Genomic DNA, 25,693 nt, shown 5'->3' on the forward strand with positions numbered 1-25,693 from the left:
TCCTGATTTCCAGTTGCGTGACAGCCCTATTCAGCGGCTTTCACGTCCAAATCCTTGTCATCCAGAACCGGCAGTTCGACCTCGAACACAGCCCCGCCATCCTGACCATTGCGCGCCGTCAGACGCCCGCCCAGATCGGTGACGATCCCGGATGAAATGGCCAGACCCAGCCCGACCCCGTCGCCCGGCGCCTTGGTGGTGTAGAAAGGCTCGAACAGGTTATCCAGATCGTCCACTCCGTTTCCATTGTCGCGCACGGTGATCAACACATAATCACCCCGGCTGACAATTATATCAACCTGCGGCAAATCAACGGTTTTTGTCGCGTCCAGCGCGTTACGCAGCAAATTGATCAACACTTGCTCCAGACGCAAGCGATCCCCCATCACCATGACGGGTTCGCGCGGAATATTGCGCGTGATGCGCACCTCGCGGCTTTTCAGTTGGGGTTCCATCATCGACAAGGCGGTGGACACGCTTTCGCGCACATCCATCGGCTCGAACGCGTCACCGCCCTTGCGGGCATAGCTTTTCAACTGCCGCGTGATCGCGCCCATCCGTTCAATCAGGTCGTCAATGCGCTGAAAACTGGACAGGGCTTCGTCAGGGCGTTTGCGTTGCAACAGCAATTTCGCGCCGGCCAGATAGGTTTTCATTGCGGCCAGTGGCTGGTTCAATTCATGGCTAACCGCCGCCGACATTTCGCCCAGAACAGCCAGTTTCGAGCTTTGCGCCAGCGTCTGCTCGGCCACTTGCAGGTTTTCTTCGGCGCGTTTGCGCTCGGCGATCTCGCGTTGCAGGGCAAGGTTCAACTGCCGCAAATCCGCCGATTCCTGCGCAAACAGAACCGAACGGAACTGCGCCCGGCGGCTGATCAGATAAAACAGCAGCGACAGGAGCATCGCGAAGGCCATGATTTCCAGCGCCAGAACCGCGTTCACCTTCTCGCGCACCGAGGCATAGGAGGTGAAAGACGCAATCCGCCAGCCCTGAAACGGCACCCGGCTTTCGTGGCGCATCACCTCTTCACCCAGAAACAACACGTCCGACGGCAGGCCCGACCAATCCGCCGCATCGCGCACGCTGCGCCTGATCGCGTCGGTGGCCGACACGGTGGCCAGCGCCTCGCCTTCCGGTTTGCCGCGCCAGCGCGGTTCGGTTGCCAGAATGACGTTTCCTTCACTATTGGTGACAAGCACCGCGTCCGAAATCCCCGACCAACTGCTTTCAAACTTGCGCAGGTCGACATTCACGACGATCACCCCGATCACGCCATCGCTGTCCTCGATCTTGCGGGAATAAGAGAACTCGTAGGACCCGGCCTCGGTTTGCACCGTTGTGAACACGGTTTCCGAGCTTCTGAGCGCCTCGACGAAATACGGGTTGGTGCGGTGTTGCGAGCCAAGGGCCTCGCGCGTGGTGGCGGCCACGGCGCGCCCGTCACTGTCCAGAAGCATCAGCGACGCGGCTTCGATCTCGTCGCGATAGGAAATCAGCCGGGCCGTGCTTTGCGAATAATCGGCCGAATTCAGAGCGTTGATCAGCGCCGGATCCCGCGACAGCAGAAGCGGCACGACCGAGTTGCGCTGTAGTTCACTGAGCAGGTTGCCCGAATACAGCGCCACGCGCAGTTCAGCCCGATTGCGGGTGGTTTCGGTGTAGCGTTCGGTCAGCAAACGGTTTGAAAAGAAGACCACGAAAACAGCAAGCGAAATCAACGCCACAAGCACAAGCCGCGCGCGAAGACTGACCCCCGGTCGCGGGGGCGGCACTGGACGTTTCTTTGGGTCGACCATGGCTTGAAGATAAGTCCGCGCGACCCGCTTCGCAATCATGCAGCGACGACGCTGTCCACCAACGAGCGGAACATCGCCACGCCATCCGTGCCGCCATGCTTTTCATCCACGCAGCGTTCCGGATGCGGCATCATGCCCAACACGCGCCGGTTCTTGGAAATCACCCCCGCGATGTCACCCGTCGACCCGTTCGGGTTGTCCAGATAGGTAAACGCGATCCGGCCCTCGTCGCGCAGCTGCGCAAGTTTCTCGTCGGTGACGTTGTAATTGCCGTCGTGATGGGCGATCGGCACGGTGATTACCTGCCCTTTTTCATAGCCGGACAGAAAATCGCAATCCGTGGTTTCAACTTTCAGGTCAATGGGTTTGCAAATGAACTTCAAGTTGGCATTGCGCATCAGCGCACCGGGCAGGATGCCGGTCTCGGTCAGCACCTGAAACCCGTTGCAGATCCCGATGGCATAGCCGCCCCGTTCGGTGTGCTTGATCAGCGACCGGGTGATGGGCGATTGTGCCGCAATGGCCCCGCAGCGCAGATAGTCGCCAAACGAGAAACCGCCGGGCACGCCCACGATGTCCAGATCATCCGGCAACTCGGTTTCCTTGTGCCAAATCATCTTGACCTGTGCGCCGGCCCGTTCGAACGCCACGGCCAGGTCGCGATCGCAGTTGGACCCCGGAAAAACAATGACACCCGCCTTCATCACAGCACCTTGATGGCGTAGTTTTCGATGACGGTGTTGGCCAGCAGCTTCTCGCACATCTTCTTCACGTCCTCTTTCGAGGTGCCATCGGCTAGGTCCAGTTCGATCACCTTGCCTTGGCGGACCTTCTCGACCCCGTCAAAGCCCAGATTGCCAAGCGCGTGGCGGACGGCCTCGCCCTGCGGATCCAGAACGCCTGTTTTCAGCATCACGTCTACACGAACTTTCATCGGGGCAAATCCTCAGTTGATCAGGGTCGGTTTGGTGGGGGTGTGGGTCACGTTCGACGGCATGACGCCCAGTCGGCGCGCCACCTCGGTATAGGCATCGGCCAGGTTGCCAAGGTCGCGACGGAACACATCCTTGTCCAGCTTCTGGCCGGTTTCGATGTCCCACAGACGGCAGCTGTCGGGGCTGATCTCGTCGGCCACGATCAGACGCGGGAAATCGCCTTCGTAAACGCGCCCCATCTCGATCTTGAAATCGACCAGCTTGATGCCGACGCCGTACATGACACCCGACAGGTAATCGTTCACGCGCAGCGCCATCGACACGATCTCGTCCATCTCCTGCTGGCTGGCCCAGCCGAAGGCGGCGATGTATTCCTCGGGCACCAGCGGGTCGCCCAGGCTGTCATCCTTATAGGAAAACTCGACGATCGGGCGCGGCAGCGGTGTGCCTTCCTCGATCCCCAGCCGTTTGGCAATCGACCCGGCGGCAACATTGCGCACGATGATCTCAAGCGGAATGATTTCGGCGGCGCGCACAAGCTGTTCGCGCATGTTCAGCCGCTTGATGAAATGGTTGGGGATGCCCAATTGCGTCAGCCCCTTCATGAAGAACTCTGACAGGCGGTTGTTCAGAACGCCCTTGCCGTCGATCACGTCCTTCTTTTCGGCGTTGAAAGCGGTGGCATCGTCCTTGAAGTATTGCACGATGGTGCCCGGCTCGGTGCCTTCATACAGGATCTTCGCCTTGCCTTCGTAAAGTTTCTTGCGCCGTGCCATAAGACCTCCGTCGGTCGGTGCGGGATGCAACATTGGACGGGCCCCCTGCCCGTGCGACTCCCGCCATTGCCCGCCCTATACGTGAAAGCCCGACGCTGGGCAAGAATATCGCCGATCCGGTACAATTTCCGGGCATTGAGAGCGCAACCGGGGTTGCGATGAACGTCCGCCATTGGCATATCAGTATCGACAAGCGCCGTTCGGCCTGCCGAGGGCACCAGACCATGAACAAGGGAACGCCATGACCACCTTTGATGATCGCGAAAACGCTTTTGAGGCCAAGTTTGCGCATGATGAAGAAATGCAGTTCAAGGCAGAAGCACGCGCCAACAAGAAGCTGGGCCTGTGGGCTGCAGAGAAACTGGGCAAGACCGGGGACGACGCATTGGCCTATGCAAGCGAAGTGATCAAGTCCGATTTCGAAGAAGCCGGCCACGAAGACGTGGTGCGCAAGGTCACCGGCGACCTGAACACCGTCAGCGCCGACGAAGTCCGCGCCAAACGCGCCGAATTGCTGGCCGTCGCCAAGGCGGAACTGGTTTCGGAGGCCTGATCGCCCCGGACCACGCGCGTGCCCAGATCGGCGTGCGCCCAATGACACATGACACCGACACACGCCAACGGGCGCACCTTCCGGGGATGCGCCCGTTTTCATTTCGGCGTCCGGCGGGACAGGTTGATCGGCAATAGTCGTTAAAACTTGATCTGTTAACAGCATATTCGTGTCTTTGCGAAACCCTGATGCCGGGATCGGAAAGGGGTGAAGCCATGCACGAACACACAGATATCCTGCGGGATCACCCAGACATCCTGCAAAAGCGGCGCGCGACGCGGGCGCTGTCGGTCGCGGACGGGATCGATCTGCGCAAAACCGCGCTGCGCCAGCTCTTGGCCGCGTTGTTGGTTCTGGGTGTGATCGTCCTGATGTGGGACAAGATTGCACAGCTTGACCTCAACACCATCCGCGCGGCGCTGAAATCGGTGACCCCCTGGCAATGGCTGGCCGCGTGCGGGTTCACCGCCGTCTCTTTCTGGGCGTTGGGGCGATATGATCGCGTGGTGCACCGCCTGCTGCGCACATCCGCCGACATGAAACAGGCTGAACAGGCCGGGATCGCCGCGATCGCGATTTCCCAGACGGTCGGCATGGGGGTGATTTCGGCCAGCTTCGTGCGCTGGCGCATGTTGCCCGATGCCTGCCTGACCCAGGCGGCACGGCTGACGGCCATCGTATCGGCATCGTTTCTGGCGGCCTGGGCGGTGATCACATCGGCGGCGGTCGTTATGGCACCGGTGGCGTTGCCCATGGGCGGTTGGGTACAGGGGGTCGCATGGACGGTTCTGATCGTCACCGCGCTGGCGATGGTCGCCTCACTGCTGCGACCGCGCCTGTTGTCAGGTGTGCGCCTGCCCCCGCTGCGCGCGGTTGGCGCGTTTCTTGCTCTGGCGGTTCTGGATATGGTGGCGGCGGGTGCGGCGTTGTGGGTCTTGCTGCCCGCGGGCTGCGAAATCTCACCTTTGCTGTTGATTGCCGCCTATATGCTGGCACTTGGTGCGGGGTTGATCTCGGGCACACCGGGCGGAATGGGTCCGTTCGAGTTGACGCTTTTGGCAGCTCTGCCCACGGCCGGGCCTGAACCGCTTCTGGCCGCAATTCTGGCGTTTCGGGCGGTCTATTTCGCCCTGCCAGCGCTGTTGGCCGCCGCGCTGACCATTCGCGGGCCACGTGTGGCAGTCAGCCATCGGAGCGGCCAAGCCAACCGGTCCGAACGGGCTAGACTGCGCCCGCCATTCGGCCCACACCTGCCCACGCATGTCGCCCAGGCCCTGCGCATCGCCCCGCGCGCGGAAGCCGGGCTGCTGCGCCACGGTCGGTTGTCGCTGATCGAACGTGGCGATGCGACCCCGGTTGCGATGGGGACCACAAGCGGGCAGAGCCTGATTGTGCTGTCCGATCCCATGGACCCCGTATTGTCGCCGGACACATTCCTGTCCGAGCTTGAAGACCTTGCCCGGCGCGGATTTCATGCGCCGTTCCTGTACAAGATCGGCGGGCGCATGGCCTGTGCGGCACGGCGGGCGGGTTGGCGGGTGTTGCCGCTTGCGCGCGAGGCCACGCTTGACCCCCGACGGTTTACCCTGGACGGATCCGACAAGCGCCAATTGCGTCGCAAATTGCGGCAAGCCGACAAGGCAGGCGTCATCATTCAGCCCGGTGGGGTCGACCTGCCACTTGCCGATATGGACCGGATTGCGGCACGCTGGTCCGCCACCCATGGTGGCGAGCGCGGATTTTCCATGGGGGTCTGGTCCCCCGCCACCTTGCCTTTTGCGCTAGTATTTCTGGCCTATTATCACGGGCGGTTGGTCGGCTTCCTGAACCTGCACGCAAATGCCAACGAACACGCACTGGACCTGATGCGTATCGACCCGTCAGCCCCGGACGGCACCATGCACGCGCTTGTGACGCAGGCGATTGCCGCGGCCAAGGCCGATGGCATTACCCGGTTTTCACTGGCCGCCGTGCCGCTGGGCACCTGCCGAAACGAACGCACCGCCTTTCAACTCATCCGGCGGGTTCTGAATGCAGCCTGCGGCGCAGACGGGTTGCGCCAGTTCAAATCCGCCTTTTCGCCTCATTGGGAAACCCTGTATGCCGCCGCCCACTCGACCGTGGCGCTGGGGATTGGGGCGCTGGATGTCATGCGCGAAATTCATCAGACCAAGACGGCGTAAGCGCGTCCAAACCTGCGTCCATGATCTTGTGCCCATGACACCCCCGTGGTGTTCCGGTGGGGTTCCTGTGCCACCCCGCCACAACAGGGCGAGGTGGGCGCGCAGGCGACATATCCAGTCGCAACAAGTATTTTTCCTGTTCCCCCCGCGCATGGTTGACGCATTGGGTTTGCGCCTGCACGCAATCCGTGGCAGGTAGCGGCCAAACCTCGTCTCACAACAAGCGGAGCCCCCGATGACGGACGCGCTGACCCAACTGATGACCGAACGCGATTGGCTGCTGGCCGACGGAGCAACCGGGACCACCCTGTTCAACATGGGCCTGACCTCGGGCGATGCGCCCGAGCTGTGGAATGTCGACAAACCTGACAATATCCGCGCGCTGTACAAGGGGGCCGTGGATGCCGGGTCGGATATCTTCCTGACCAACTCGTTCGGGGGCAACGCGTCGCGGTTGAAACTGCATGATGCGCAGAGCCGGGTGCGTGAGTTGAACCGCGCCGCCGCCGAACTGGGGCGCGAGGTTGCCGATGCCACGGGCCGCACCGTGGTGGTTGCCGGGTCCATCGGGCCGACGGGCGACATCATGGAGCCGATGGGCAGCCTGACCTTCGACAGCGCGGTCGAGATGTTTCACGAACAGGCCGAAGGGCTGAAGGAGGGCGGCGCGGATGTGCTGTGGGTCGAGACAATCTCGGCGCCCGAGGAATACAAGGCCGCTGCCCGCGCCGCCGAACTGGCCGGAATGCCGTGGTGCGGCACGATGAGCTTTGACACCGCCGGGCGCACCATGATGGGCGTCACCTCGGCCGATCTGGCAAAGATGGTTGAAACGCTCAGCCTGCCGCCACTGGCGTTTGGGGCGAATTGCGGGGTTGGCGCGTCCGACCTGTTGCGCACCGTGCTGGGCTTTGCAGCCCAAGGCAGCGAGCGCCCGATCATCGCCAAGGGCAACGCAGGCATTCCGCAATATGTGGATGGGCATATCCACTATGACGGCACGCCTGACCTGATGGCCGATTATGCCGTTCTGGCGCGCGATTGCGGGGCGACGATCATCGGCGGCTGTTGCGGCACGACGCCTGACCACCTGCGCGCGATGCGCGAGGCGCTGGAAACCCGGCCACGCGGCGAGATGCGCCCGACACTGGACCAGATCGCATCTGCCCTTGGCGGCTTCTCATCAGCGTCCGATGGCACGGGCGACGATGCCGGGCCACGACCGGACCGCCGGTCGCGTCGTCGGCGCAGTTAACCACACGGACGGGATAGGACACGGGAACGAGGGCACCAATGCCCTCGTTTACTTTTCAGGCCATGGGCACATAGCGTCAAAACAGCGACAATTGATCGCCCGCCCTCGGCGGCACCGCAAAGAGGTCGCGGCGCAGCGCCGGCAGATCCCTGCCCAACCCAAGCCGCGTTCGCGCAATCGCGAAACGGTGGCGCAACAGCGCCGAAAACGTGCCCTGACCGACCATCCGGGTGCCAAAGGTCGCGTCATAATCCTCCCCGCCGCGCATCTCGCGCATTCGTCCCATCACGCGGGCCGCCCGGTCGGGCGCATGTTCCGCCAGCCAGTCCTGAAACAGTCCCGACACCTCGCCGGGCAGCCTGAGCAGGATATAGCTGGCCGCGCGGGCACCTGCATCGCTTGCTGCGCTCAAGATCGCCTCAAGCTCGTGATCGGTCAGACCCGGAACGACGGGCGCGACCATCACGCGCACCGGGATCCCCGCCCCTGCCAGCCGTTCGATCAACTTGAGCCGTCGCACCGGGCTGGGCACGCGCGGCTCCATCCTGCGCGACAGACCCGCGTCCAGTGTCGTGACCGAGATCCCCACATGCGCCAGCCCCGCCTTCGCCATGTTCGCCAACAGGTCAAGGTCACGCTCGATCAGCGTGCCTTTGGTAACGATGGTCACGGGGTGGCGAAAGTCAGACAGCACCTCGACCACCCCGCGCATCACACGATACTGTGCTTCGATCGGCTGATAGGGATCGGTGTTGGTGCCAATGGCAATCGGTGCCACCTGATAGCGCGGGCGCGACAGTTCCTGTTCCAGTCGCCGCGGAGCATTCGGGCGGGCAATCAGCTGCGTTTCGAAATCCAACCCGGCGGAGTATCCCAGAAAGGCATGAGTCGGACGCGCAAAGCAATAGATGCAGCCATGTTCACAGCCTCGATAGGGATTGATCGAGCGGTCAAACCCGATATCGGGCGATTGGTTGCGCGTGATCACACGCCGTGGATTTTCGATGGCCACATGGGTCTTGAGTGCGCGCGGCACCTCTTGATCCCAACCGTCGTCGATCGCAACCCTTTGATAAGGCTCGAACCGCCCGCTGGCATTGCTGACGGCGCCCCGCCCCCGCCGTGCCTCGGCCCTGATCTTGCTGTCGTGATCCGACTCCATGGTTCATCATAGGAACATATCAGGAACATATGAAGCATATTCACGATCTACCCGCGAATTATTCATTTGCCATTAGGTCGGTCAAAGGGCACTCAGTGTCGCAATCGGTTCAGACCAGACGTGCGAAATCGTCGCATGTGAGAATTGAGACAACGACCTTTAGCTGGGGAACGACAGCCATGTCCGACCAAGAAGACGATATCATCCTGAGCGAGCTGAACGACGAAGAGCTTGTCCAGCAGATGCATGATGACCTGTATGACGGTCTTGCGGAAGAGATCACGGAAGGCGTCAACATCCTGCTGGAACGCGGGTGGGAGCCTTACAACATCCTGACCGAAGCCCTTGTCGCCGGCATGACCATCGTGGGCCATGACTTCCGCGACGGCATCCTGTTCGTGCCCGAGGTTCTGCTGGCTGCCAACGCGATGAAGGCCGGTATGGCGATCCTGAAACCGCTTCTGATCGAAACCGGCGCGCCGCGCATGGGCAAAATGGTAATCGGCACGGTCAAGGGCGATATCCACGACATCGGCAAGAACCTTGTGTCCATGATGATGGAGGGCGCTGGCTTCGAGGTGATCGACCTGGGCATCAACAACGCTGTCGAAAGCTATCTTGAGGCGCTGGAGGCCGAACAGCCTGACATTCTGGGCATGTCCGCCCTGCTGACCACCACCATGCCCTATATGAAGGTGGTGATCGACACGCTGGTCGAGAAAGGCATCCGCGATGACTATACCATTCTGGTCGGCGGCGCGCCCCTGAACGAGGAATTCGGCAAGGCCATCGGCGCCGACAGCTATTGCCGCGACGCGGCGGTGGCGGTGGAAACCGCCAAGGATTACATGGCCCGCAAGCACAACCAGCTTGCCGCAGGTTAAGCCGCGTCAAACGCCTCTCAGGCCCTGCCCGCGCGGCGGGGCCTTTTCTTTTGAACCCCGAACCCCCAGATGAGGGTCATGAGCAAGACACGCTTCATTCTTCTGATCGCTCTGGTGATCCTGTCAGGCGGGCTGACGATCTTTGTGGCCGGTCTGGCGATGGCGTCGGGCAAGCTGGATGGTCGGGTTGCAATGGCACTGTTGCCTTTGCTGATGCTGGCCTCGATCGGTGTTCGGGCTTTATCGGGACGCAAAGGAAGATGAAACCGACGGACGAGGAACTCACACGCACGGGGCTGGCGCCAACGGATGCCTCGGCCAAGGTGCTCGTGCTGGCCTGCGGGGCGCTGGCAAATGAAATTCTGGCGCTGATCCGCCTGAACGGCTGGGATCACATGAGCCTGACCTGCCTGCCCGCCATTCTGCACAACACGCCCGACCGGATCCCCGCAGCGGTGCGCGCGGCGTTCGACAAGCACAAAGCGGATTTCGATCAGGTTTTTCTGGCCTATGCCGATTGCGGCACCGGCGGGCAACTGGCGGCGCTATGCGATGAACTCGGGATCGAGATGATCCGCGGCCCCCACTGCTACAGCTTTTTTGAAGGCAACGACGCCTTCGCCGCCCACGCGGACGGAGAAATCGACGTCTTCTATCTGACCGATTTTCTGGCGCGCGGTTTTGAGAACTTCGTCATCAAGCCCTTGGGTCTGGATCGACACCCCGAACTGCGCGACATGTATTTTCAGCACTATACCCGGCTGATCTATCTGGCGCAGACGGACAATCCCGACCTGGACCGCATGGCACAGGACGCGGCCGACCGGCTGGGCCTGAAATACCAGCGCAAGTTTACCGGGTTTGGCGATCTGGCAACGGCGTTGCAGACGTTGGCGTGATCACACCGCTTCGGCTGCGTGGTGGCGGATGCGTTCGACCATCGCGCGCAGCCCGTTCGATCGTTGCGATGACAGATGTTCGTTCAGACCCAACCGCGCAAGCTCGGCGGGGGCATCGACCTTGCCGACCTCAGACAGGGGCAGGTCATTATAAAGTGCCGCCAGAACGGCAATCAGCCCCTTGACGATCATCGCATCGCTGTCACCACGAAAGCGGAAGGTCTGGCCGTCGATCTCGGGATGCAACCAGACCTGACTGGCACAGCCTTCCACCTTGGTTGACGGCACTTTCAACGCGTCTTCCAAGGGCGGCAGGGCCTTGCCCATGTCGATCACCATGGCATAGCGATCCTCCCATTCGTCCAGAAAGGCAAAATCGTCGACGATCTCTTCAAAGGCTTGACTGGCCATGGGGTGTCCTTCTGCTTCACCCTTCATCAGTTAGGGCGAACCGCGCGAAAGGTCCAGACCCCCGGCCAACGGCGCAGTGTTCTCTTTTCAAAGCCCCGCGCATGGGCTAACCCTTTGGTCAGAAGAAGAGGAGCGACCATGACCCTGCGCCGTTTTGCCCTGCCCGCCGTGATGACCAGCCTTGTCTTGGGGCTGAGCGCCTGTGGCAGCACGTCGAACCTGAACCCGTTCAACTGGTTCAGATCAGATGGCGTCAAAGAGGTGGCGGTCATTCCCGAAGGCGGTTTTCTGGAGGATCAGGAGTTTCGCGGGCTGGTCACGCAGGTGATTGATTTGCAGGTGCAACGCAGCACCGGGGGAGCCATCGTGCGGGCGACAGGCCTGCCGCCCCGCCTTGGATACTGGGACGCTGACTTGGTGCCCGAGAACTTCGAACGCCCTGTCGACGGTGTTCTGACCTATATGTTCCGCATCAGCGAACCACCCTATCACACCATTGCAGGGCGCCCGAAACAGCGCGAGGTGCTGGTGGGACATTTCGTGTCGAACACCAAATTGCAGGGCGTGCGCACGATCCGCGTGGTGGGTGAACGCAACAGCCGATCCTCCAGCCGCTGACCCGGCGGTCAGAACGACCGGGCTTCAGACCTCGAACACCTCGACCCGCTGGCCTTTGGCGGCCAGCGCCAGTTTACCTTCGCACAGGCGCAGCGCATCGTTTCCGAATACCTCGGCCCGCCAGCCACGCAGGGCCTGCACGTCGCGCTTGCCTGCCGCCAGCGCGTCCAGATCGGCGGCTGAAGCGATCAGTTTCTGCGCCACCTTCTCCTGCTCGCACCGCGCTTTCAGAAGCACGCGAAGCAGGTCCGCCAGCGCCGGGTTCACTTGCAGCTTGTCGCGTGATTTGTCAGGCGCGCGCGGCAGATCCTCTTGCGCCATTTCAACGCCAGCGGTGACAGCGTTCAGGATCCCTTCGGCAATCTCGCCCTTGCGGGCTTCGCGCAAGAGCAGACGCGACCGGCCCAGATCCTGCATGTTGCGGGGCTTGGTCGAGGCCAGTTCCAGCAGCGCGTCATCCTTCATCACCCGGTTGCGGGGGATGTTGCGCGATTGGGCATAGGCTTCGCGAAACCTGGCCAGTTCCTTGGCAACCCCAAGGAAACGCGACGAATTGGTGCGGGTTTTCAGACGCTTCCACGCGTCCGAGGGATGGATGGTATAGGTCTCGGGGTCGGTCAGAATAGCCAGTTCTTCCTCGACCCATGCACCGCGCCCGCTTTTCTCAAGCTCGGCAGAGAGGTGTTCGTAAATCTGGCGCAGATGCGTGACGTCGCCAATGGCGTATTTTTTCTGCGCTTCGGTCAACGGGCGGCGCGACCAGTCGGTGAAACGGCTGGACTTGTCCATCTGCGCGCGCGCGATCTTGCGCACCAAGGTCTCATACCCGGCCTGATCGCCAAAGCCACAGACCATCGCGGCCACCTGCGTGTCGAACAGGGGGTGTGGAAAAACGCCCGCTTCAACAAAGAAAATCTCAAGATCCTGACGCGCGGCATGGAACACCTTGACCACGTTTTCATCGCGAAACAGGTCATAAAGCGGGTCCAGCGACAGCCCATCGACCAGAGGATCAACCAGCACCGCATTGTCATCTGCATCGCCGGGCACGGCAAGTTGCACAAGGCAGAGCTTGGAGTAATAGGTGCGTTCGCGCAGAAACTCCGTGTCGACCGTGACATAGGGATGCGTGGCGGCGCGGGTGCAAAACTCGGCCAGCGCCTCGGTCGTGGTGATCGTTATCATACAGGGTCTTTCTGCTCTTTTTCGTGTGCCTTCTGGCCGTTCGACGGGTTTACGGTGAAACCGGGAAAAAGGGAAGCCTTGGGCGACATGGGCGCATCAGGGCAGGTATACTGGCGTGCGGTCGCCACTTGCGAAACAGCGAAGCACGGCGGGATAAAGGCGATGTTCCTGTTCCAGTACCCGGGCCGCCAGGGTCGCCGCCGTATCATCCGGCAGGATCGGCACCCGAGCCTGACCCAGAATCGGGCCACCATCCAGTTCTGCCGTCACTTCATGCACCGAACAGCCAGCTTCCGCATCGCCCGCGTCAAGCGCGCGTTGATGGGTGTTGAGCCCCTTGTATTTCGGCAGGAGTGACGGGTGAATGTTCAGACACCGCCCGGACCATTTTCCTGTGAATCCTGCGGTCAGGATACGCATGAACCCGGCCAGACAGATGATGTCGGGGCGGGCCTGTTCCAGCGCGTTGCTCAATGCGCCCTCGAACCCCGCACGGTCGCCCTTGAAGTCGCGGTGGTCGACGACTGCGGTCGGAATGCCAAGGGCTTGCGCCTTCGCAAGACCGCCCGCATCCGGCACATTGGACAGGACCAGACAGGGCCGCGCCGGGTGGTCGCCGGTCATCGACCGCGCCAGCGTCACCATGTTCGAGCCGCTGCCTGATATCAGGATGGCGACCCGCTTATGCGCCCCGCCCGCATTGATCACAGAAGCGACCCAAGATAGCTGACGCCCTCGCCCGCCTGAATGCGGCCCAGTTGCGTCACCGTCTCGCCCGCATTCGTCAGACGCTCGGTCACGGCAGCGGCCTGCGCGGCATCAACGACCAGCACCATGCCCTGACCGGAATTGAAGGTCTTCAGCAGTTCCGTCTGATCCATCCCGCCAGTTGCGGCCAACCACTTGAACACGGGCGGCAGGTCCCATGCATCCAGATCAACCAGCGCGCCCAGCCCATCGGGCAGCACGCGCGGCAGGTTTTCTGTCAGACCGCCGCCGGTGATATGCGCCAGAGCATGCACGCCCCCTGCCCGCACGGCCTCAAGCGCCTGACGCACGTAAAGGCGGGTCGGGGCCAACAGCGCTTCGCCCAATGTGATGCTGCCATCCCATGGGCAGTCCGCGTCCCAGCCAAGGCCTGAGACCTCGACCAGTTTGCGCACCAGGGAATAGCCGTTCGAATGCACGCCGTCGGACGCCAGGCCAAGCAGCACATCGCCTTCCTTGACGCCTTTTGGCAAATCTTCACCGCGCTCCATCGCGCCGACCGAGAAACCGGCCAGATCGAAATCGCCATCGTCATACATGCCCGGCATCTCGGCGGTTTCACCCCCGATCAGGGCACAGCCCGAAAGCTCGCAGCCTTTTGCGATCCCTTCGATGATCCGCGCCGCCTTGTCGGTCTCAAGACGCCCCGTCGCAAAGTAGTCCAGGAAAAACAAAGGTTCCGCGCCTTGGCACACAAGATCATTGACGCACATGGCCACCAGATCAATCCCGATCGTATCCACATTGCCTGTGTCAATCGCGATGCGCAGCTTGGTACCAACGCCGTCGGTGGCGGATACCAGAACCGGATCCGTAAACCCTGCACCTTTCAGGTCAAACAGCGCACCAAAGCCACCCAGACCGGCCATCACGCCCGGACGGTTGGTGCGTTTGGCGGCGGGCTTGATCCGTTCAACCAGTGCATTGCCTGCGTCAATATCCACGCCTGCGTCGGCATAGGTGATGCCCTTGGATGCGTTGCTCATCTGGTCCCCCGATTGACCTGCATAAAAACTGCGCCTGCGATAGCTTAAGGGGGGCAAAGAGTCCACGCCTCGCTTGACGCCGCGCGCCAGTTTGCTAGCAAGGGCGGCACCGGTGAATACAGTGGGCCTGTAGCTCAACGGTTAGAGCAGAGCGCTCATAACGCTTTGGTTGCAGGTTCGAATCCTGCCGGGCCTACCACTCCTGTACGGATCAGTCGGGTGCCGCGTGTCAGCGGGGCAAGACCAGTTCGACCTTCAGGCCCCCCAGATCGGCGCTGTCGCCCAACCGCAAATGCCCGCCATGACCGCGCGCGATGTCGCTGGCGATGGCCAGTCCCAGACCCACGCCCGACCCCTTGTCCTGATTGCGTGCCTTGTCCAGACGCGCAAAGGGTTTCAGGGCTTCTTCGCGCGCCTCGGGCGGGATGCCCGGCCCGTCATCTTCGACCACGAAGCGCAAGTCGCCGCGCCCAGTGACAAGCGATAGCCGCACGTGTGAACCATAGCGCGTGGCGTTGCCCAGCAGGTTTTCCAACGCCCGCTCAAGCGCCGCGCGGCGTGCGGGATAGGTGCCGGGTTCGGCCACGTCGCCCAATACGACGTTCTGACCCGCCCGCGCCGCGTTCTCGGCCAGATGGCGGGTCAGAGTTGCCAGATCGACGGGTTCCGGTTCATCTTCCAGCGCGTCCGAGCGGGCAAAACTCAGAAACCGGTCAACCAGACGTTCCATGTCGTCGACATCCCGCTCCAGATCTTCGCGGCTGTCGTCCTCGATCATCGCCAGCCCCAGCCGCAGGCGGGTCAACGGCGTACGTAAGTCGTGACTGACGCCCGACAACATCAATGTGCGCTGTTCGATCTGCCGTTCGATGCGCGAGCGCATATCCAGAAATGCCTTGCCCGCCGACCGGACTTCGGTCGCACCCGCCAGCTTGTAAGGCACCACCTGCCCCTTGCCGAACGCCTCGGCTGCCGTGGCCAGCCGGCGGATCGGGCGCAACTGATTGCGCAGGAAAAGATAGGCGATCAACGTCATCAGGATACCGGTGGCCACCATCAGCACCAGCAATTGATGCGGGTTCGACGCAGACACCCGATCACGCGAAAACCCCACCCGCATCGGCCCGTGACTGGTGATGACCCCCACGATCACGCCATCACGCGTCGATGACAGATCGACCCCGGTCAGGTTCGGCAAACCCGCCTGCAAAGTGCGCGACACCCATGATCCAGTCAGGTCGGTCAGCCGGATGGACGTGTCGACAGGCGCCCCCGGAAGCTCGACCCACATCGCCAGCGGCCGGATCACCGGCGCGATCCGGTCAAGCGCGGACCGGGGGGTGGCGGCGGCATTCACCTCCTCCAACAGATATTCCAGCTCCAGCACCACCGCCGATGTCATCTGCACCGTGATTCGATTGAAATGCCGCTGGATGAACACCACCGAAACAACCAGTTGCAAGGTCACGATCGGCACGATCAGGATCAGTGCCGCCCGCCCATAGAGGCCCCGCGGCATGAATTGCTTCAACCAGCCGAAATCGAGAAATCTGTTCTTGGGCAATTGAACCATGGCCAGACCCTATGACGCAGCGCCCGTCTTGCCAAGCGGCGACCGCGCGGGGTTACTGAGGGGGAGATTCGCAAAACACGGGGGGGCCCGGGCGTGGCCAACAGGACAGACATGACAGACCGTCCACCCACAGGCGTAATGACCCGGCAGGCGCCGGGCATCCGTCGCATCATCGCGCCCAATCCCTCGCCCATGACCTATTGGGGGACCAACACATTCGTTCTGGGCGAAGGCGATGTGGCCCTGATCGACCCGGGCCCGGCAGACCCCACCCACATGAAGGCGATCCTGTCCGGTCTCCGGCGCGGTGAACGGGTGACGCATATCCTTGTCACCCACGCACATCTCGACCATTCCCCCCTGGCCCGCCCGCTGTCCGAAGCCACCGGCGCGCCGGTGATGGCCTTTGGCGACGCGCAATCCGGACGCAGCGAGATCATGCGCGATCTGGTTGCACGTGGCCTGACCTCGGGTGGCGAAGGCGTCGATACCGAATTTCGCCCCGACATCCTGCTGGAAGACGGAGAGGTCTTTCGCGCCGCAGGGCTTGAGGTCGAGGCGATCTGGACCCCGGGCCACTTCTCGAACCACATAAGCTTTGCCTGGCAAGGCATTGTCTTTACGGGGGATCACGTTATGGGATGGGCCAGTTCACTGGTCTCGCCACCGGATGGAGATCTGACCGCCTTCATGGCCTCCTGCGCGAAACTCGCCGCCCGGAAGGATCGGCTTTACTTGCCAGCCCATGGCGCATCCATCCCCGACCCTGCCGCCCGTCTGGCCTGGCTGATCGCGCACAGACAATCACGCGAAACCGAGATCCTGACTGCCCTGTCGGATGGCCGCCCGGCATCTGTCCGCACCCTGACCCGCGCGATCTATACCGACACACCAACCACCCTGATCCCGGCTGCCCAACGCAACGTTTTCGCGCACCTGATTGACCTTGCGATGCGCAAAATTGTCATGGCGGAACCGCACCTGGACGCCAATGCAGATTTTCGCAGGATAGACTGAAGAAAAACGCTAATCCCTCTTGCAGCCCGAAATCGCTCTTGCTATATCGCCCCTCGTGTTCCGGCGTAGCTCAGCGGTAGAGCAGTTGACTGTTAATCAATTGGTCGTAGGTTCGATCCCTACCGCCGGAGCCAATTAAATCAATAAAAGCGGCTATTTACCGAGACCGCCAATGGCGGTCTTTGTAGTTTTAGACCCACCCCATAAGTAGGTCATAAGCACACGCGGGTGTTCGGTTCCACCTCGACAGCCAACGTGTTAAGTTTCAGAAACCGTCGTTTCTATTCAGTGGCTTGCGCATGAAATACGTTTCCCCCTCGGTCAAAGAGACCGCCTTCAACTGCCCGCATTGCGGAGCGCTTGCAAAACAGTTTTGGTATGCGATCCGCGCAGACCTGAACAGCGATGAGCACCCCAAGCCACTCGTGGCGACCGAAAATGACGATCAGAATTGGGATTTTGCAGACGTCGAGGACAAGGAAACCCGTGAAAATCTGGCCGCTTGGGGCAAGCTGATGAAGCTGGCCCATCCGTTCTTCGAGGGAGGAATAGACGAGAATTATAGCTTCCAGAACGTCTAAAATCTCTTCATCTCGCGTTGCTATAATTGCAAGGATATCGCGATTTGGATTCATGAGCGGCTAGTCTACCCTCAGCGAGGCGAAGCTCCGCCCGCCAACCCAGACATGCCGGACGAAATTCGCCGGGACTACGATGAGGCCAGCACTATCCTTGACCTCTCAGCCAGAGGGGCAGCAGCTCTCATCCGCCTCGGCATCCAAAAACTGTGCAAGCACCTCGGCCAACCGGGCAAGAATATCAACGATGACATCAAGGCCCTCGTTGCAGGGGGCCTCGACCCACGCATTCAGAAGGCCCTCGATGTGGTGCGGGTCGTCGGGAATAACGCGGTCCACCCCGGCCAGATCGACCTCAAGGACGATAGGGCGACCGCGGAAAGTCTCTTCCGGCTACTGGACTTGATCGTGGAAAAGATGATCTCCGAACCGAAGCACGTTGAGGAGGTCTATGCGGCCCTTCCTGAGGATGCACGCAAAGCGATTGAGAAGCGCAACGGCAAGTAAAAGCGACCCGCTGCACACGCACCCGGGTCGCTCTACAGGTCATGGGGAAAGGAGTTACCCCGCCCTGACTGCGGTTGTTGCGCTTAACGAGTAACTGAACCGCTATGCCTCTGGCGGTTGGCGAGGCCGCTCCGCACTCCGACCGGAGTGATCTGTGTCAACTCATCGCTGCCACAAACCTTCATGCTTGGATCGAAACAGAACGAAGGACGGTGGCACATGACACATTCCAAGCAGCTTGTCGTGGATTTCTCGAAAGTGAAGCGAAACGATGTCGGAACCGTGGGCGGCAAAAACGCCTCGCTCGGTGAAATGATCGGTGCGCTTCAACCGAAAGGGATCCGCGTGCCACCGGGGTTTGCCACGACCTCGGACGCATTTCGCGCCTATCTGGTCAGCAATGGCCTGAACCGGAAGATCGCAAATGATCTTGAGGCGCTGTCGTCCGGCAAAACCTCGCTTCAGAAAACCGGAAAGCGCATTCGCAAGCGGATACTGAACGGCGACTGGCCCGAAGACATCGCCGCAGCCATACGGGCCGCGTATCGCACGCTTTGCAATGCGGCAGGTGAAACCGATCTGCCGGTCGCGGTTCGCTCAAGCGCCACGGCGGAAGATTTGCCCGATGCCAGTTTCGCAGGGCAGCAAGAGACCTTTCTGAACATCATTGGCGAGGAGGCTTTGCTGGACGCCTGCAAGCGATGCTATGCGTCGCTTTATACCGACCGCGCCATTTCCTACCGCCAGATACAGGGGTTCGCGCATGATCAGGTGGCCCTGTCGGTTGGTGTCCAGCAGATGGTGCGCGCCGATACGGGCGGGTCGGGGGTCATGTTCTCGATTGATACGGAAAGCGGGTTTCCCGATGCGGTCCTGATCAATGCCGCGTGGGGTTTGGGCGAAAACGTCGTGCAAGGCGCGGTGGACCCCGATGAATACCAGGTCTTCAAGCCGTTTCTGGACAATCCCGATCTGGCGCCGATCCTTGAAAAACGTCTGGGCGCCAAGGCCATCAAGATGATCCACGACCGCGACGGCACACCGCGCAACGTGCCCACGTCACGCGAAGAGCGGCAGAGCTTCGTGCTGAGCGATGCTGAAATCCTTGATCTCGCGCGCCAGGCCAAAGTGATCGAGGCACATTATGGCCAGCCGATGGACATGGAATGGGCCCGCGATGGTGTGAGCGGTGATTTGTTCATCGTTCAGGCCCGCCCTGAAACGGTTCAATCGCGCTCCGATATGGGCACCCTGAAATCCTATGCGGTGACGGATCCCGGGCCGGAATTGCTGCGCGGCCTGAGCGTGGGCAGCGCCGCCGTTGCCGGGCGCGTTTCGATCATCGAAAGTGCTGCCGATATCGACAGGTTTATCGACGGGTCTGTGTTGGTGACAGGCACGACCGACCCGGACTGGGTGCCGATCATGAAACGGGCGGCCGCGATCGTGACCGACCATGGCGGACGGACCTCGCACGCCGCCATTGTCAGCCGCGAGCTGGGGTTGCCAGCGATCGTCGGCTGCGGCAACGCCACACATATCCTGCACGACGAACAGGACGTCACGGTATCCTGCGCAGAAGGCGAAGAAGGCGTCGTGACCGCCGGCATTTCCGAGATCAACGTCACGGAAGAAACGCTTGATGCGTTGCCCCGGACCAAGACGAAGGTCATGCTGAACCTCGCCAATCCCAGTGCGGCGCTGCGCTGGTGGCGTCTGCCGGTCGATGGTGTCGGGCTGGCCCGGATGGAGTTCGTCATCAACAACTCGGTCCAAGTTCACCCCATGGCTCTGGCGCATATTGAGAAGGTGCGCGACCCCGAGGTTCGGGCGAAGATCGAACAGCTGACCGCAGGGTATGACACGATGCCAGAGTATTTCGTCGACCGCCTGTCGCGCGGTCTGTCGCGGATCGCGGCGTTTTGCTATCCCAAGCCGGTCATCGTGCGGATGAGCGATTTCAAGACCAATGAATACGCCGATCTTCTGGGCGGACGGGACTTCGAACCGCGCGAGGAAAACCCGATGCTCGGGTTTCGCGGGGCGTCGCGTTATTATTCCAAGATGTATCGCGACGGCTTTGCGTTTGAATGTCAGGCCATAGCGCGATTGCGCGGGAAAATGGGTTTTGACAACGTGATCGTCATGATCCCGTTCTGCCGCACGCCCGAAGAGGCCGACAAGGTTCAGGCTGTCATGGCAGAGCATGGCCTTGCGCGCGGCGAGGATGGGTTGAGAGTCTATGTGATGTGCGAAATCCCGACGAATGTCCTGCGTGCCAAGGAATTTGCCACGCGGTTTGACGGGTTCTCCATCGGCTCGAACGATCTGACACAGCTGACCTTGGGCGTCGATCGGGACTCCGATGCGCTCGCAGATTTGTTCCGCGAGGATGACCCGGCCGTGCTTCAGATGATCGAAACGGTCATCCGCGAGGCGCATAAGGTGGGCTCCAAGGTCGGCTTCTGCGGCCAAGCGCCCAGCAACGATGCCTCCTATGCCCGTCATCTGGTCGGATATGGGATCGATTCAATCTCGGTGACGCCGGACAGCTTCGTTCAGGTCTTGCGCAACGTATCGGACGCGGAAGAAAAGCGGGAGAAGTGAATCCGCTTTGATCCGATCCAACCGGCCCCGCGCACTATTCTTTCACGTAGGGTTTGCCGTCCGCTGCGGGTGCGCGTGCACGGCCCACCACGCCAGCCACAACAACAATCGTTGCGACATAGGGCGCCATCGCCAGAAACTCCGACGGGATCGGTGTGCCCAGAAGTGCGAGTTTCTGCTGCAGGGAATCCGCAAAGCCGAACACCAGTGCGGCCAGCAAAGCCCCCACCGGATGCCAGCGCCCGAAGATCATCGCCGCAAGCCCGATGAACCCCCGCCCGCCGGTCATGCCTTCGTCAAACCGCCCGACAGAGCCGAGTGTGAACCACGCCCCGCCAAACCCCGCGACCATGCCCGCCACCGTCACATTGACATAGCGCGTGCGATAGACGTTGATCCCCAGCGTGTCGGCGGCACGTGGCTGTTCTCCGACGGCACGTGCGCGCAGTCCGTGGCGGGTGTGAAACAGGTAATAGGTCGCCAGCCCCGCCAGAATGAACGCGCCATAGACGAAGATATTCTGGTTGAAGAACACCGGCCCGATCACCGGCACGTCGCTGAGAAGGGGTATCTTTATGGTCCTGAACACGGGCGCGTTGTTCAGCGCGCGGTATTCCTGAAACACCTGGCTTGAGATGTAGCTGGTCAGCCCCAGCACGAACAAATTGATAAAGACGCCCGCGATGATCTGGTCCATCCGGTAGGTCACCACCAGTGCCGCCAGAATGAACCCGAACATGCCGCCGACCGCGACGGCGGCGACCAGCCCGGCGATCCCACCCGCCAGCGATCCAACCAGCGCACCGGTGAAAGCGCCTGCCAACAGCATGCCTTCAATGCCGATATTCACAACGGCCACCCGTTCGGAGAGCACCCCCGCCAACCCTCCAAGCGCGATGGGGACGGCTCGCACAAGTGTCGCCTGCAACATGCCGGTCAGTGAAAAGGACTTGCCCGCCGTCGCCCAGACCAGAAACGCGGCAACCGCGATGGCCAGACCTATGCCCAGGATCATGGAAGCCCACTTTGCGCCCCCGCGCAGAAACAGGCGCACGCCAAGAAAGGCCAGCAAGGCCGAGATGACATAGATGAACGGCCCGCCGGGCACCACAAGGTTCGGCACCGGCCAGACATCCGTCGGACGCGACAGGCGGAAGGTGGCCACCCCGGTTGCATCCGGGGCCATGAAAACAGCCAGCAGAACGCCAAGACCGATGAGGATTGCGCCGCTGATGCGGGTTTGCCGTTGACGGGCTTTGTCTAGAAGAACGCTCATGATCCGCCCTCCTTTGTTTGATCGCGGCGAAATCCCCATGGAAACAGCGCTTTGACCAGCAAAGGTGCGGCAATAAAGACGATGATAAGCGATTGGATGATGCCGATCAGATCAATGCTGACGCCCGCGTCCACCTGCATCTGTCGCCCGCCAGCCTCCAACGCGCCGAACAGCACACCCGCAAAAAGCACACCGACCGGATGCGATCGACCCAGAAGTGCGACCGCAATCGCGTCAAACCCGATCCCCGCCGAAAACCCCGGCGTGGCGCGGCCAAGCACACCCAATGTCTGGTTCGCCCCCGCAATACCGGCCAGCGCCCCGGCAATCGCCATCGCCAACACGATGGTCAGGCTGGCATTCATGCCAGCAAACCGCGCGGCCACGGCATTCTCGCCACTGGCGCGAAATTCGAACCCCAGTTTGCTGCGAAACAGCAACCAATAGGCAAGCGCCACCATGGCAAGCGTCAGGAAGATGCCTGCATGCAAGCGCAGATTGGGGTCGAGGAAGGTCAGAAGACGGGGAAGTTCGGCGACCTCGGGAACAGATTTCGAGATCGGATCGGCGCGACCTTCCTTTTGGATCAGCGGCGTGCGCAGCAGATAATCCAGAAGCCGATACGAGATCAAATTCAGCATGATGGTCGAAATCACCTCGTGCGCGCCGGTTGCCGCCCGAAGCCAGCCTGCGATGCCTGCGTAAAATGCACCGGTCACGGCACCTGCCAATATTGCACCGGGCAGCGCAATGACCGCAGGCAGATCCCCCAGCGCAACGCCGGCGACCACGGCGGCAAGTCCGCCCATGACGACCTGCCCCTCGGCCCCGATATTGAAAAGCCCGGCGCGGAAACCAAGCGCCAAACCCAGACCCGCAAGGACCAGCGGCAGCGCGGCCGTCAGCGTTTCCGAGATCGCATTGACCGACCCGACCGAGCCTTGCAGCAGGGCCACATAGGACCGGCCGATTGTGGCCAGATCAACCCCGGTGGCGACCATCACCACGGCCCCAAGGATCAAAGCCGCAACAAGGGCGAACAGTGGCACGATCACCAGATCCTCGACCTTGCTGCGTCCCAGCAGCCTGCCTTTCGTGGCGTGATCGGTCATGTCGCTCATACCCTCGCCCCCGCCATAGCAAGTCCAATGTCCCCTTTGTCGACAGGTGCGTCATGCGGGGCGTACTCCGCCACGATCCGACCCTTGAACATCACAAGGATCCGGTCGGACAGCGCCATGATCTCGTCCAGTTCGGACGAGACAATCAACAGGCCGTCGCCTTCGTCGCGCGCGGCCATCAGGCGTTCGTGGATAAAGGCAATCGACCCCACGTCCAGCCCGCGTGTCGGCTGCCCGGCGATCACGAAACGCGTGTCGCGGGACAGCTCGCGCGCCACGACCAGCTTTTGCTGATTGCCACCCGACAAATGCGCCGCAGACGTATGAACCGAGGGCGTGCGCACGTCATACTGTTCGGCCACGGCTGCGGCGTCGGTATGCACTCGGCCCCAGTCGATGCTGGTGCCCGCCGAATAAGGTGGGGCGTAATAGCTGTCCAACACCATGTTTTCGGCAACCGTGAAGGTGCCGATCAGCCCGGCACGCTGCCGGTCTTCGGGGATATGCGCGATGCCCAAACGGTGGCGTTCACGTGGCGAAGCTTGGGTGATATCCGTGCCATCGAACCGCACCTGACCAGACACGACCCGGCGCAGACCCGCCAACGCCTCGATCAGTGCCGATTGTCCGTTTCCCTGCACACCCGCAATGCCGACCACCTCGCCACTTCGCACCTGAAACGAGATGTCATCGACAGCCACGGCGCCATCATCCCTGAGAACGGTCAAATCCTGAATGCCCAGAATGACGTCGCCGGGCACAAACGGGGCGCGGGCAACATCGAAATCGACTGGATGACCGACCATCATCTCAGCCAGATCAGGCCGTGCCAGCTTCTTAGGATCCCCGGTTCCGACAATCTCGCCACGGCGGATGACGGCGATACGGTCCGATATATCAAGGATCTCGTTAAGCTTATGAGTGATGAAGACGATCGCCTTGCCCGCTTCGCAAAGCGACCGGACGATCTGAAAGAACTCGTCGACCTCTTGCGGGGTCAGGACCGCTGTCGGCTCGTCCAGGATCAAGACGTCGGCCTCGCGAAACAGAACCTTGATGATCTCAACCCGTTGCTGGATGCCGACGGGCAACGTTTCGATGATCGCATCGGGGTCGACGGCCAGCCCATATTCGGCACTCAGACGACTGACTTCGGATCGCGCCGTCGTCAAATCCAGATGATCAAACCGACCAACCGGTTCGATGCCAAGGATCACGTTTTCCGCCACCGTAAAAACAGGCACCAGCATGAAGTGCTGATGCACCATGCCGATGCCTGCGCGGATCGCTTCGCCCGGCCCGGCAAAGCGCACCGATTGGCCGTCAATCTGGATCTCGCCCTCGTTCGGGCTGTAAAGACCGCAAAGCACGTTCATAAGCGTCGATTTGCCCGCGCCGTTCTCGCCCAGAAGGCCCAGAACCTGACCCGGTTCAATCGTCAGATTGACCCCCTTGTTCGCGACAACCGGGCCGAACCGTTTCGTGATATTTCTCAGCTCGACCCGCATGGTTCCGACCTAGTCCGAGACCGCGATGCTGCCGTCGATGATCCCGGCGCGAATGGCATCAAGCTCGGCCTTCAAAGCGTCTGGAACGGCGCTTTCCATATCGTGGAACGGAGCAAGATCGACGCCGCCGTTTTCCAGCGTGCCGACAAGAACACCGCCCGAAAACGCGCCCTTCATCGTGTCCTCGATCACGCGCGCAACAGTCGCATCCATGCGTTTGGTGATTGAGGTCAGATAGACGTGCTGTCGTTCGGTATCGGTGAAATAAAGGTCTGCATCCACACCGATGATCTTCAGCGTGTCGACCCCAAGTTCATCGGCCAGCGTCGCAGACCCAAGCCCGACGGGTCCGGCCACCGGCAGGATAATATCGGCGCCCTCGTCATAAAGGTTCTGAGCAAACGCGCGACCGTCATCGAGGTTATCAAAGTTGTTGGTGAAAAGCCCTTCGCGGGTATCAAGATCCCATCCCAGCACCACCACGCTGTCGTCTTTCGTCGCGTTCCAGTGGTTCACGCCCTTGACAAACCCGTCCATGAAGATGGTCACGGGCGGGATGTTGATCCCCCCGAAAGTGCCCAGGATCTTGGTCTTGGTCATGCCAGCCGCCAGATAGCCTGCCAGAAACGCGGCCTGATCGGTTGCATAGACCTGCCCCAGCACGTTGGGGATGGGCGGATCATAGGCGAAATCGACGATCGAGAACGGCTGATCCGGGTTGCCTTTTGCGGCCTTCGCGGTGGCATCACCCAACAAAAAGCCGACGGTGATGATGATGTCGCAATCACCTTCGATCAGAGAGTTGATGTTGGCGTCGTAATCCGTCTCGGCCTGCGATTCCAGAAAACGCCCTTCAATGCCAAGATTTTCCTGCGCATCCAGCACGCCCTTCCAGGCCGTCTGGTTAAAGCTGTTGTCGTCAATGCCGCCTGTGTCCGTGACCTGACAGGCGGTGAACCCAAGGGCTGGCCCCGCCAGCAGCAGCGACACCAGTGCAGCGCCAAGCGCCGGCGGTTTTGTCCATAGCGTCCGTTTCATGATGCACTTCCTCCTCCAAGCAAGATTGCTTTGAAGTCTAGCGCGCCCTTCCCCCGG

General features: G+C 61.3%; 25 protein-coding genes and 2 tRNA genes. 13 read left to right on the forward strand and 14 right to left on the reverse strand.

Features of this window, described 5'->3' with window-relative positions:
* Positions 1 to 26: 26 nt before the first annotated feature.
* From IE188_RS00660 to purC, 4 genes are read right to left on the reverse strand one after another with little or no spacing between them, the layout of a single operon-like run.
* Positions 27 to 1,796, reverse strand: coding sequence for a sensor histidine kinase (locus tag IE188_RS00660; RefSeq protein ID WP_191284553.1), 1,770 nt, complete (start codon positions 1,794 to 1,796; stop codon positions 27 to 29).
* Between the two features lie 35 nt (positions 1,797 to 1,831).
* Positions 1,832 to 2,500: a phosphoribosylformylglycinamidine synthase subunit PurQ gene (purQ, locus tag IE188_RS00665; protein WP_191284554.1), complete on the reverse strand. Its 669-nt coding sequence runs from the start codon at positions 2,498 to 2,500 to the stop codon at positions 1,832 to 1,834.
* The gene (gene purS, locus IE188_RS00670) at positions 2,500 to 2,730 is read right to left on the reverse strand and encodes a phosphoribosylformylglycinamidine synthase subunit PurS (RefSeq protein ID WP_191284555.1); all 231 of its coding nucleotides are present in this window, start codon (positions 2,728 to 2,730) and stop codon (positions 2,500 to 2,502) included. The genes purQ and purS overlap by 1 nt, the downstream gene beginning before the upstream one ends.
* 12 nt (positions 2,731 to 2,742) lie before the next feature.
* Positions 2,743 to 3,507: a phosphoribosylaminoimidazolesuccinocarboxamide synthase gene (gene purC, locus IE188_RS00675; protein ID WP_191285275.1), complete on the reverse strand. Its 765-nt coding sequence runs from the start codon at positions 3,505 to 3,507 to the stop codon at positions 2,743 to 2,745.
* A gap of 241 nt (positions 3,508 to 3,748) precedes the next feature.
* Between purC and IE188_RS00680 the strand changes: the two genes are divergently transcribed.
* The 3 genes from IE188_RS00680 to bmt all read left to right on the forward strand — a co-directional run bounded on the left by IE188_RS00680 (position 3,749) and on the right by bmt (position 7,498).
* Positions 3,749 to 4,060: a DUF1476 domain-containing protein gene (locus tag IE188_RS00680; protein ID WP_191284556.1), complete on the forward strand. Its 312-nt coding sequence runs from the start codon at positions 3,749 to 3,751 to the stop codon at positions 4,058 to 4,060.
* 215 nt (positions 4,061 to 4,275) lie between these two features.
* A complete protein-coding gene (locus IE188_RS00685) occupies positions 4,276 to 6,243 on the forward strand; it encodes a phosphatidylglycerol lysyltransferase domain-containing protein (protein WP_191284557.1) in 1,968 nt (655 codons plus the stop codon).
* A gap of 235 nt (positions 6,244 to 6,478) precedes the next feature.
* Positions 6,479 to 7,498, forward strand: a complete 1,020-nt coding sequence (gene bmt, locus IE188_RS00690; RefSeq protein ID WP_191284558.1) for a betaine--homocysteine S-methyltransferase — start codon at positions 6,479 to 6,481, stop codon at positions 7,496 to 7,498.
* 76 nt (positions 7,499 to 7,574) lie between these two features.
* Here bmt and IE188_RS00695 read toward each other — a convergent pair whose 3' ends face one another.
* Complete coding sequence (locus IE188_RS00695) at positions 7,575 to 8,660, reverse strand: PA0069 family radical SAM protein (RefSeq protein ID WP_191284559.1); 1,086 nt, start codon at positions 8,658 to 8,660, stop codon at positions 7,575 to 7,577.
* 179 nt (positions 8,661 to 8,839) lie between these two features.
* On the opposite strand from IE188_RS00695, the gene IE188_RS00700 reads away from it, so the two are divergent.
* The 3 genes from IE188_RS00700 (at position 8,840) to IE188_RS00710 (ending at position 10,443) form a co-directional block, all read left to right on the forward strand.
* On the forward strand, positions 8,840 to 9,544 hold the full coding sequence (locus tag IE188_RS00700) for a corrinoid protein (RefSeq protein ID WP_191284560.1): 705 nt from the start codon (positions 8,840 to 8,842) through the stop codon (positions 9,542 to 9,544).
* A gap of 78 nt (positions 9,545 to 9,622) precedes the next feature.
* Positions 9,623 to 9,808, forward strand: coding sequence for a hypothetical protein (locus IE188_RS00705; RefSeq protein ID WP_191284561.1), 186 nt, complete (start codon positions 9,623 to 9,625; stop codon positions 9,806 to 9,808).
* Positions 9,805 to 10,443 (forward strand): DUF1638 domain-containing protein, encoded by a 639-nt coding sequence (locus IE188_RS00710; RefSeq protein ID WP_191284562.1) that lies wholly within the window; start codon positions 9,805 to 9,807, stop codon positions 10,441 to 10,443. The genes IE188_RS00705 and IE188_RS00710 overlap by 4 nt, the downstream gene beginning before the upstream one ends.
* Here IE188_RS00710 and IE188_RS00715 read toward each other — a convergent pair whose 3' ends face one another.
* On the reverse strand, positions 10,444 to 10,854 hold the full coding sequence (locus IE188_RS00715) for a SufE family protein (RefSeq protein ID WP_191284563.1): 411 nt from the start codon (positions 10,852 to 10,854) through the stop codon (positions 10,444 to 10,446).
* 138 nt (positions 10,855 to 10,992) lie between these two features.
* Between IE188_RS00715 and IE188_RS00720 the strand changes: the two genes are divergently transcribed.
* The gene (locus tag IE188_RS00720; protein WP_191284564.1) at positions 10,993 to 11,472 is read left to right on the forward strand and encodes a hypothetical protein; all 480 of its coding nucleotides are present in this window, start codon (positions 10,993 to 10,995) and stop codon (positions 11,470 to 11,472) included.
* A gap of 24 nt (positions 11,473 to 11,496) precedes the next feature.
* Here IE188_RS00720 and rnd read toward each other — a convergent pair whose 3' ends face one another.
* From rnd to purM, 3 genes are all read right to left on the reverse strand, one after another.
* Positions 11,497 to 12,657: a ribonuclease D gene (rnd, locus tag IE188_RS00725; protein WP_191284565.1), complete on the reverse strand. Its 1,161-nt coding sequence runs from the start codon at positions 12,655 to 12,657 to the stop codon at positions 11,497 to 11,499.
* A gap of 96 nt (positions 12,658 to 12,753) precedes the next feature.
* A complete protein-coding gene (purN, locus tag IE188_RS00730) occupies positions 12,754 to 13,365 on the reverse strand; it encodes a phosphoribosylglycinamide formyltransferase (protein WP_268246013.1) in 612 nt (203 codons plus the stop codon).
* Entirely contained in the window at positions 13,362 to 14,411 is a 1,050-nt protein-coding gene (gene purM / locus IE188_RS00735) for a phosphoribosylformylglycinamidine cyclo-ligase (protein ID WP_191284566.1), read from the reverse strand. The genes purN and purM overlap by 4 nt, the downstream gene beginning before the upstream one ends.
* A 123-nt stretch (positions 14,412 to 14,534) precedes the next feature.
* On the opposite strand from purM, the gene IE188_RS00740 reads away from it, so the two are divergent.
* Positions 14,535 to 14,610: transfer RNA gene (locus tag IE188_RS00740), tRNA-Ile, on the forward strand.
* A 30-nt stretch (positions 14,611 to 14,640) separates the two neighbouring features.
* Here IE188_RS00740 and IE188_RS00745 read toward each other — a convergent pair.
* Positions 14,641 to 15,984, reverse strand: coding sequence for an ATP-binding protein (locus IE188_RS00745; protein ID WP_191284567.1), 1,344 nt, complete (start codon positions 15,982 to 15,984; stop codon positions 14,641 to 14,643).
* A 111-nt stretch (positions 15,985 to 16,095) separates the two neighbouring features.
* Here IE188_RS00745 and IE188_RS00750 point away from each other — a divergent pair, with 111 nt between their 5' ends.
* From IE188_RS00750 to ppsA, 5 genes are all read left to right on the forward strand, one after another.
* Positions 16,096 to 17,001 carry an MBL fold metallo-hydrolase gene (locus IE188_RS00750; protein WP_191284568.1) on the forward strand — a complete coding sequence of 302 codons (906 nt, stop codon included), beginning with the start codon at positions 16,096 to 16,098 and terminating at the stop codon, positions 16,999 to 17,001.
* A gap of 59 nt (positions 17,002 to 17,060) precedes the next feature.
* Positions 17,061 to 17,135, forward strand: a tRNA-Asn gene (locus IE188_RS00755).
* A gap of 165 nt (positions 17,136 to 17,300) precedes the next feature.
* Entirely contained in the window at positions 17,301 to 17,582 is a 282-nt protein-coding gene (locus tag IE188_RS00760; RefSeq protein WP_191284569.1) for a hypothetical protein, read from the forward strand.
* Between the two features lie 105 nt (positions 17,583 to 17,687).
* Positions 17,688 to 18,086 carry a DUF4145 domain-containing protein gene (locus tag IE188_RS00765; RefSeq protein WP_191284570.1) on the forward strand — a complete coding sequence of 133 codons (399 nt, stop codon included), beginning with the start codon at positions 17,688 to 17,690 and terminating at the stop codon, positions 18,084 to 18,086.
* 219 nt (positions 18,087 to 18,305) lie between these two features.
* On the forward strand, positions 18,306 to 20,693 hold the full coding sequence (ppsA, locus tag IE188_RS00770; RefSeq protein WP_191284571.1) for a phosphoenolpyruvate synthase: 2,388 nt from the start codon (positions 18,306 to 18,308) through the stop codon (positions 20,691 to 20,693).
* Between the two features lie 34 nt (positions 20,694 to 20,727).
* Here ppsA and IE188_RS00775 read toward each other — a convergent pair whose 3' ends face one another.
* From IE188_RS00775 to IE188_RS00790, 4 genes are read right to left on the reverse strand one after another with little or no spacing between them, the layout of a single operon-like run.
* Positions 20,728 to 21,969: an ABC transporter permease gene (locus IE188_RS00775; RefSeq protein ID WP_191284572.1), complete on the reverse strand. Its 1,242-nt coding sequence runs from the start codon at positions 21,967 to 21,969 to the stop codon at positions 20,728 to 20,730.
* Entirely contained in the window at positions 21,966 to 23,090 is a 1,125-nt protein-coding gene (locus tag IE188_RS00780; protein WP_191284573.1) for an ABC transporter permease, read from the reverse strand. Before IE188_RS00780 ends, IE188_RS00775 begins: the two co-directional genes overlap by 4 nt.
* Positions 23,087 to 24,598 (reverse strand): ABC transporter ATP-binding protein, encoded by a 1,512-nt coding sequence (locus IE188_RS00785; protein ID WP_191284574.1) that lies wholly within the window; start codon positions 24,596 to 24,598, stop codon positions 23,087 to 23,089. The genes IE188_RS00780 and IE188_RS00785 overlap by 4 nt, the downstream gene beginning before the upstream one ends.
* A gap of 9 nt (positions 24,599 to 24,607) precedes the next feature.
* Positions 24,608 to 25,636: a BMP family lipoprotein gene (locus IE188_RS00790; RefSeq protein WP_191284575.1), complete on the reverse strand. Its 1,029-nt coding sequence runs from the start codon at positions 25,634 to 25,636 to the stop codon at positions 24,608 to 24,610.
* Positions 25,637 to 25,693 lie beyond the last annotated feature (57 nt).

It is taken from the genome of Aliiroseovarius zhejiangensis, assembly GCF_014656375.1.
In the GTDB taxonomy this organism is placed as follows: domain Bacteria; phylum Pseudomonadota; class Alphaproteobacteria; order Rhodobacterales; family Rhodobacteraceae; genus Aliiroseovarius; species Aliiroseovarius zhejiangensis.

What these genes read in the sequence shown, in the direction of transcription:
- IE188_RS00775 (WP_191284572.1), bottom strand. Translation starts at nt 21,969, where the DNA reads ATGAGCGTTCTTCTAGACAAAGCCCGTCAACGGCAAACCCGCATCAGC.
- IE188_RS00710 (WP_191284562.1), top strand. Translation starts at nt 9,805, where the DNA reads ATGAAACCGACGGACGAGGAACTCACACGCACGGGGCTGGCGCCAACG.
- IE188_RS00790 (WP_191284575.1), bottom strand. Translation starts at nt 25,636, where the DNA reads ATGAAACGGACGCTATGGACAAAACCGCCGGCGCTTGGCGCTGCACTG.
- IE188_RS00750 (WP_191284568.1), top strand. Translation starts at nt 16,096, where the DNA reads ATGACAGACCGTCCACCCACAGGCGTAATGACCCGGCAGGCGCCGGGC.
- purM (WP_191284566.1), bottom strand. Translation starts at nt 14,411, where the DNA reads ATGAGCAACGCATCCAAGGGCATCACCTATGCCGACGCAGGCGTGGAT.
- IE188_RS00765 (WP_191284570.1), top strand. Translation starts at nt 17,688, where the DNA reads ATGCCGGACGAAATTCGCCGGGACTACGATGAGGCCAGCACTATCCTT.
- IE188_RS00720 (WP_191284564.1), top strand. Translation starts at nt 10,993, where the DNA reads ATGACCCTGCGCCGTTTTGCCCTGCCCGCCGTGATGACCAGCCTTGTC.
- purQ (WP_191284554.1), bottom strand. Translation starts at nt 2,500, where the DNA reads ATGAAGGCGGGTGTCATTGTTTTTCCGGGGTCCAACTGCGATCGCGAC.
- IE188_RS00660 (WP_191284553.1), bottom strand. Translation starts at nt 1,796, where the DNA reads ATGGTCGACCCAAAGAAACGTCCAGTGCCGCCCCCGCGACCGGGGGTC.
- IE188_RS00695 (WP_191284559.1), bottom strand. Translation starts at nt 8,660, where the DNA reads ATGGAGTCGGATCACGACAGCAAGATCAGGGCCGAGGCACGGCGGGGG.
- purC (WP_191285275.1), bottom strand. Translation starts at nt 3,507, where the DNA reads ATGGCACGGCGCAAGAAACTTTACGAAGGCAAGGCGAAGATCCTGTAT.
- IE188_RS00685 (WP_191284557.1), top strand. Translation starts at nt 4,276, where the DNA reads ATGCACGAACACACAGATATCCTGCGGGATCACCCAGACATCCTGCAA.
- IE188_RS00785 (WP_191284574.1), bottom strand. Translation starts at nt 24,598, where the DNA reads ATGCGGGTCGAGCTGAGAAATATCACGAAACGGTTCGGCCCGGTTGTC.
- rnd (WP_191284565.1), bottom strand. Translation starts at nt 12,657, where the DNA reads ATGATAACGATCACCACGACCGAGGCGCTGGCCGAGTTTTGCACCCGC.
- IE188_RS00780 (WP_191284573.1), bottom strand. Translation starts at nt 23,090, where the DNA reads ATGAGCGACATGACCGATCACGCCACGAAAGGCAGGCTGCTGGGACGC.
- IE188_RS00680 (WP_191284556.1), top strand. Translation starts at nt 3,749, where the DNA reads ATGACCACCTTTGATGATCGCGAAAACGCTTTTGAGGCCAAGTTTGCG.
- IE188_RS00700 (WP_191284560.1), top strand. Translation starts at nt 8,840, where the DNA reads ATGTCCGACCAAGAAGACGATATCATCCTGAGCGAGCTGAACGACGAA.
- bmt (WP_191284558.1), top strand. Translation starts at nt 6,479, where the DNA reads ATGACGGACGCGCTGACCCAACTGATGACCGAACGCGATTGGCTGCTG.
- ppsA (WP_191284571.1), top strand. Translation starts at nt 18,306, where the DNA reads ATGACACATTCCAAGCAGCTTGTCGTGGATTTCTCGAAAGTGAAGCGA.
- purS (WP_191284555.1), bottom strand. Translation starts at nt 2,730, where the DNA reads ATGAAAGTTCGTGTAGACGTGATGCTGAAAACAGGCGTTCTGGATCCG.
- IE188_RS00760 (WP_191284569.1), top strand. Translation starts at nt 17,301, where the DNA reads ATGAAATACGTTTCCCCCTCGGTCAAAGAGACCGCCTTCAACTGCCCG.
- IE188_RS00705 (WP_191284561.1), top strand. Translation starts at nt 9,623, where the DNA reads ATGAGCAAGACACGCTTCATTCTTCTGATCGCTCTGGTGATCCTGTCA.
- IE188_RS00715 (WP_191284563.1), bottom strand. Translation starts at nt 10,854, where the DNA reads ATGGCCAGTCAAGCCTTTGAAGAGATCGTCGACGATTTTGCCTTTCTG.
- IE188_RS00745 (WP_191284567.1), bottom strand. Translation starts at nt 15,984, where the DNA reads ATGGTTCAATTGCCCAAGAACAGATTTCTCGATTTCGGCTGGTTGAAG.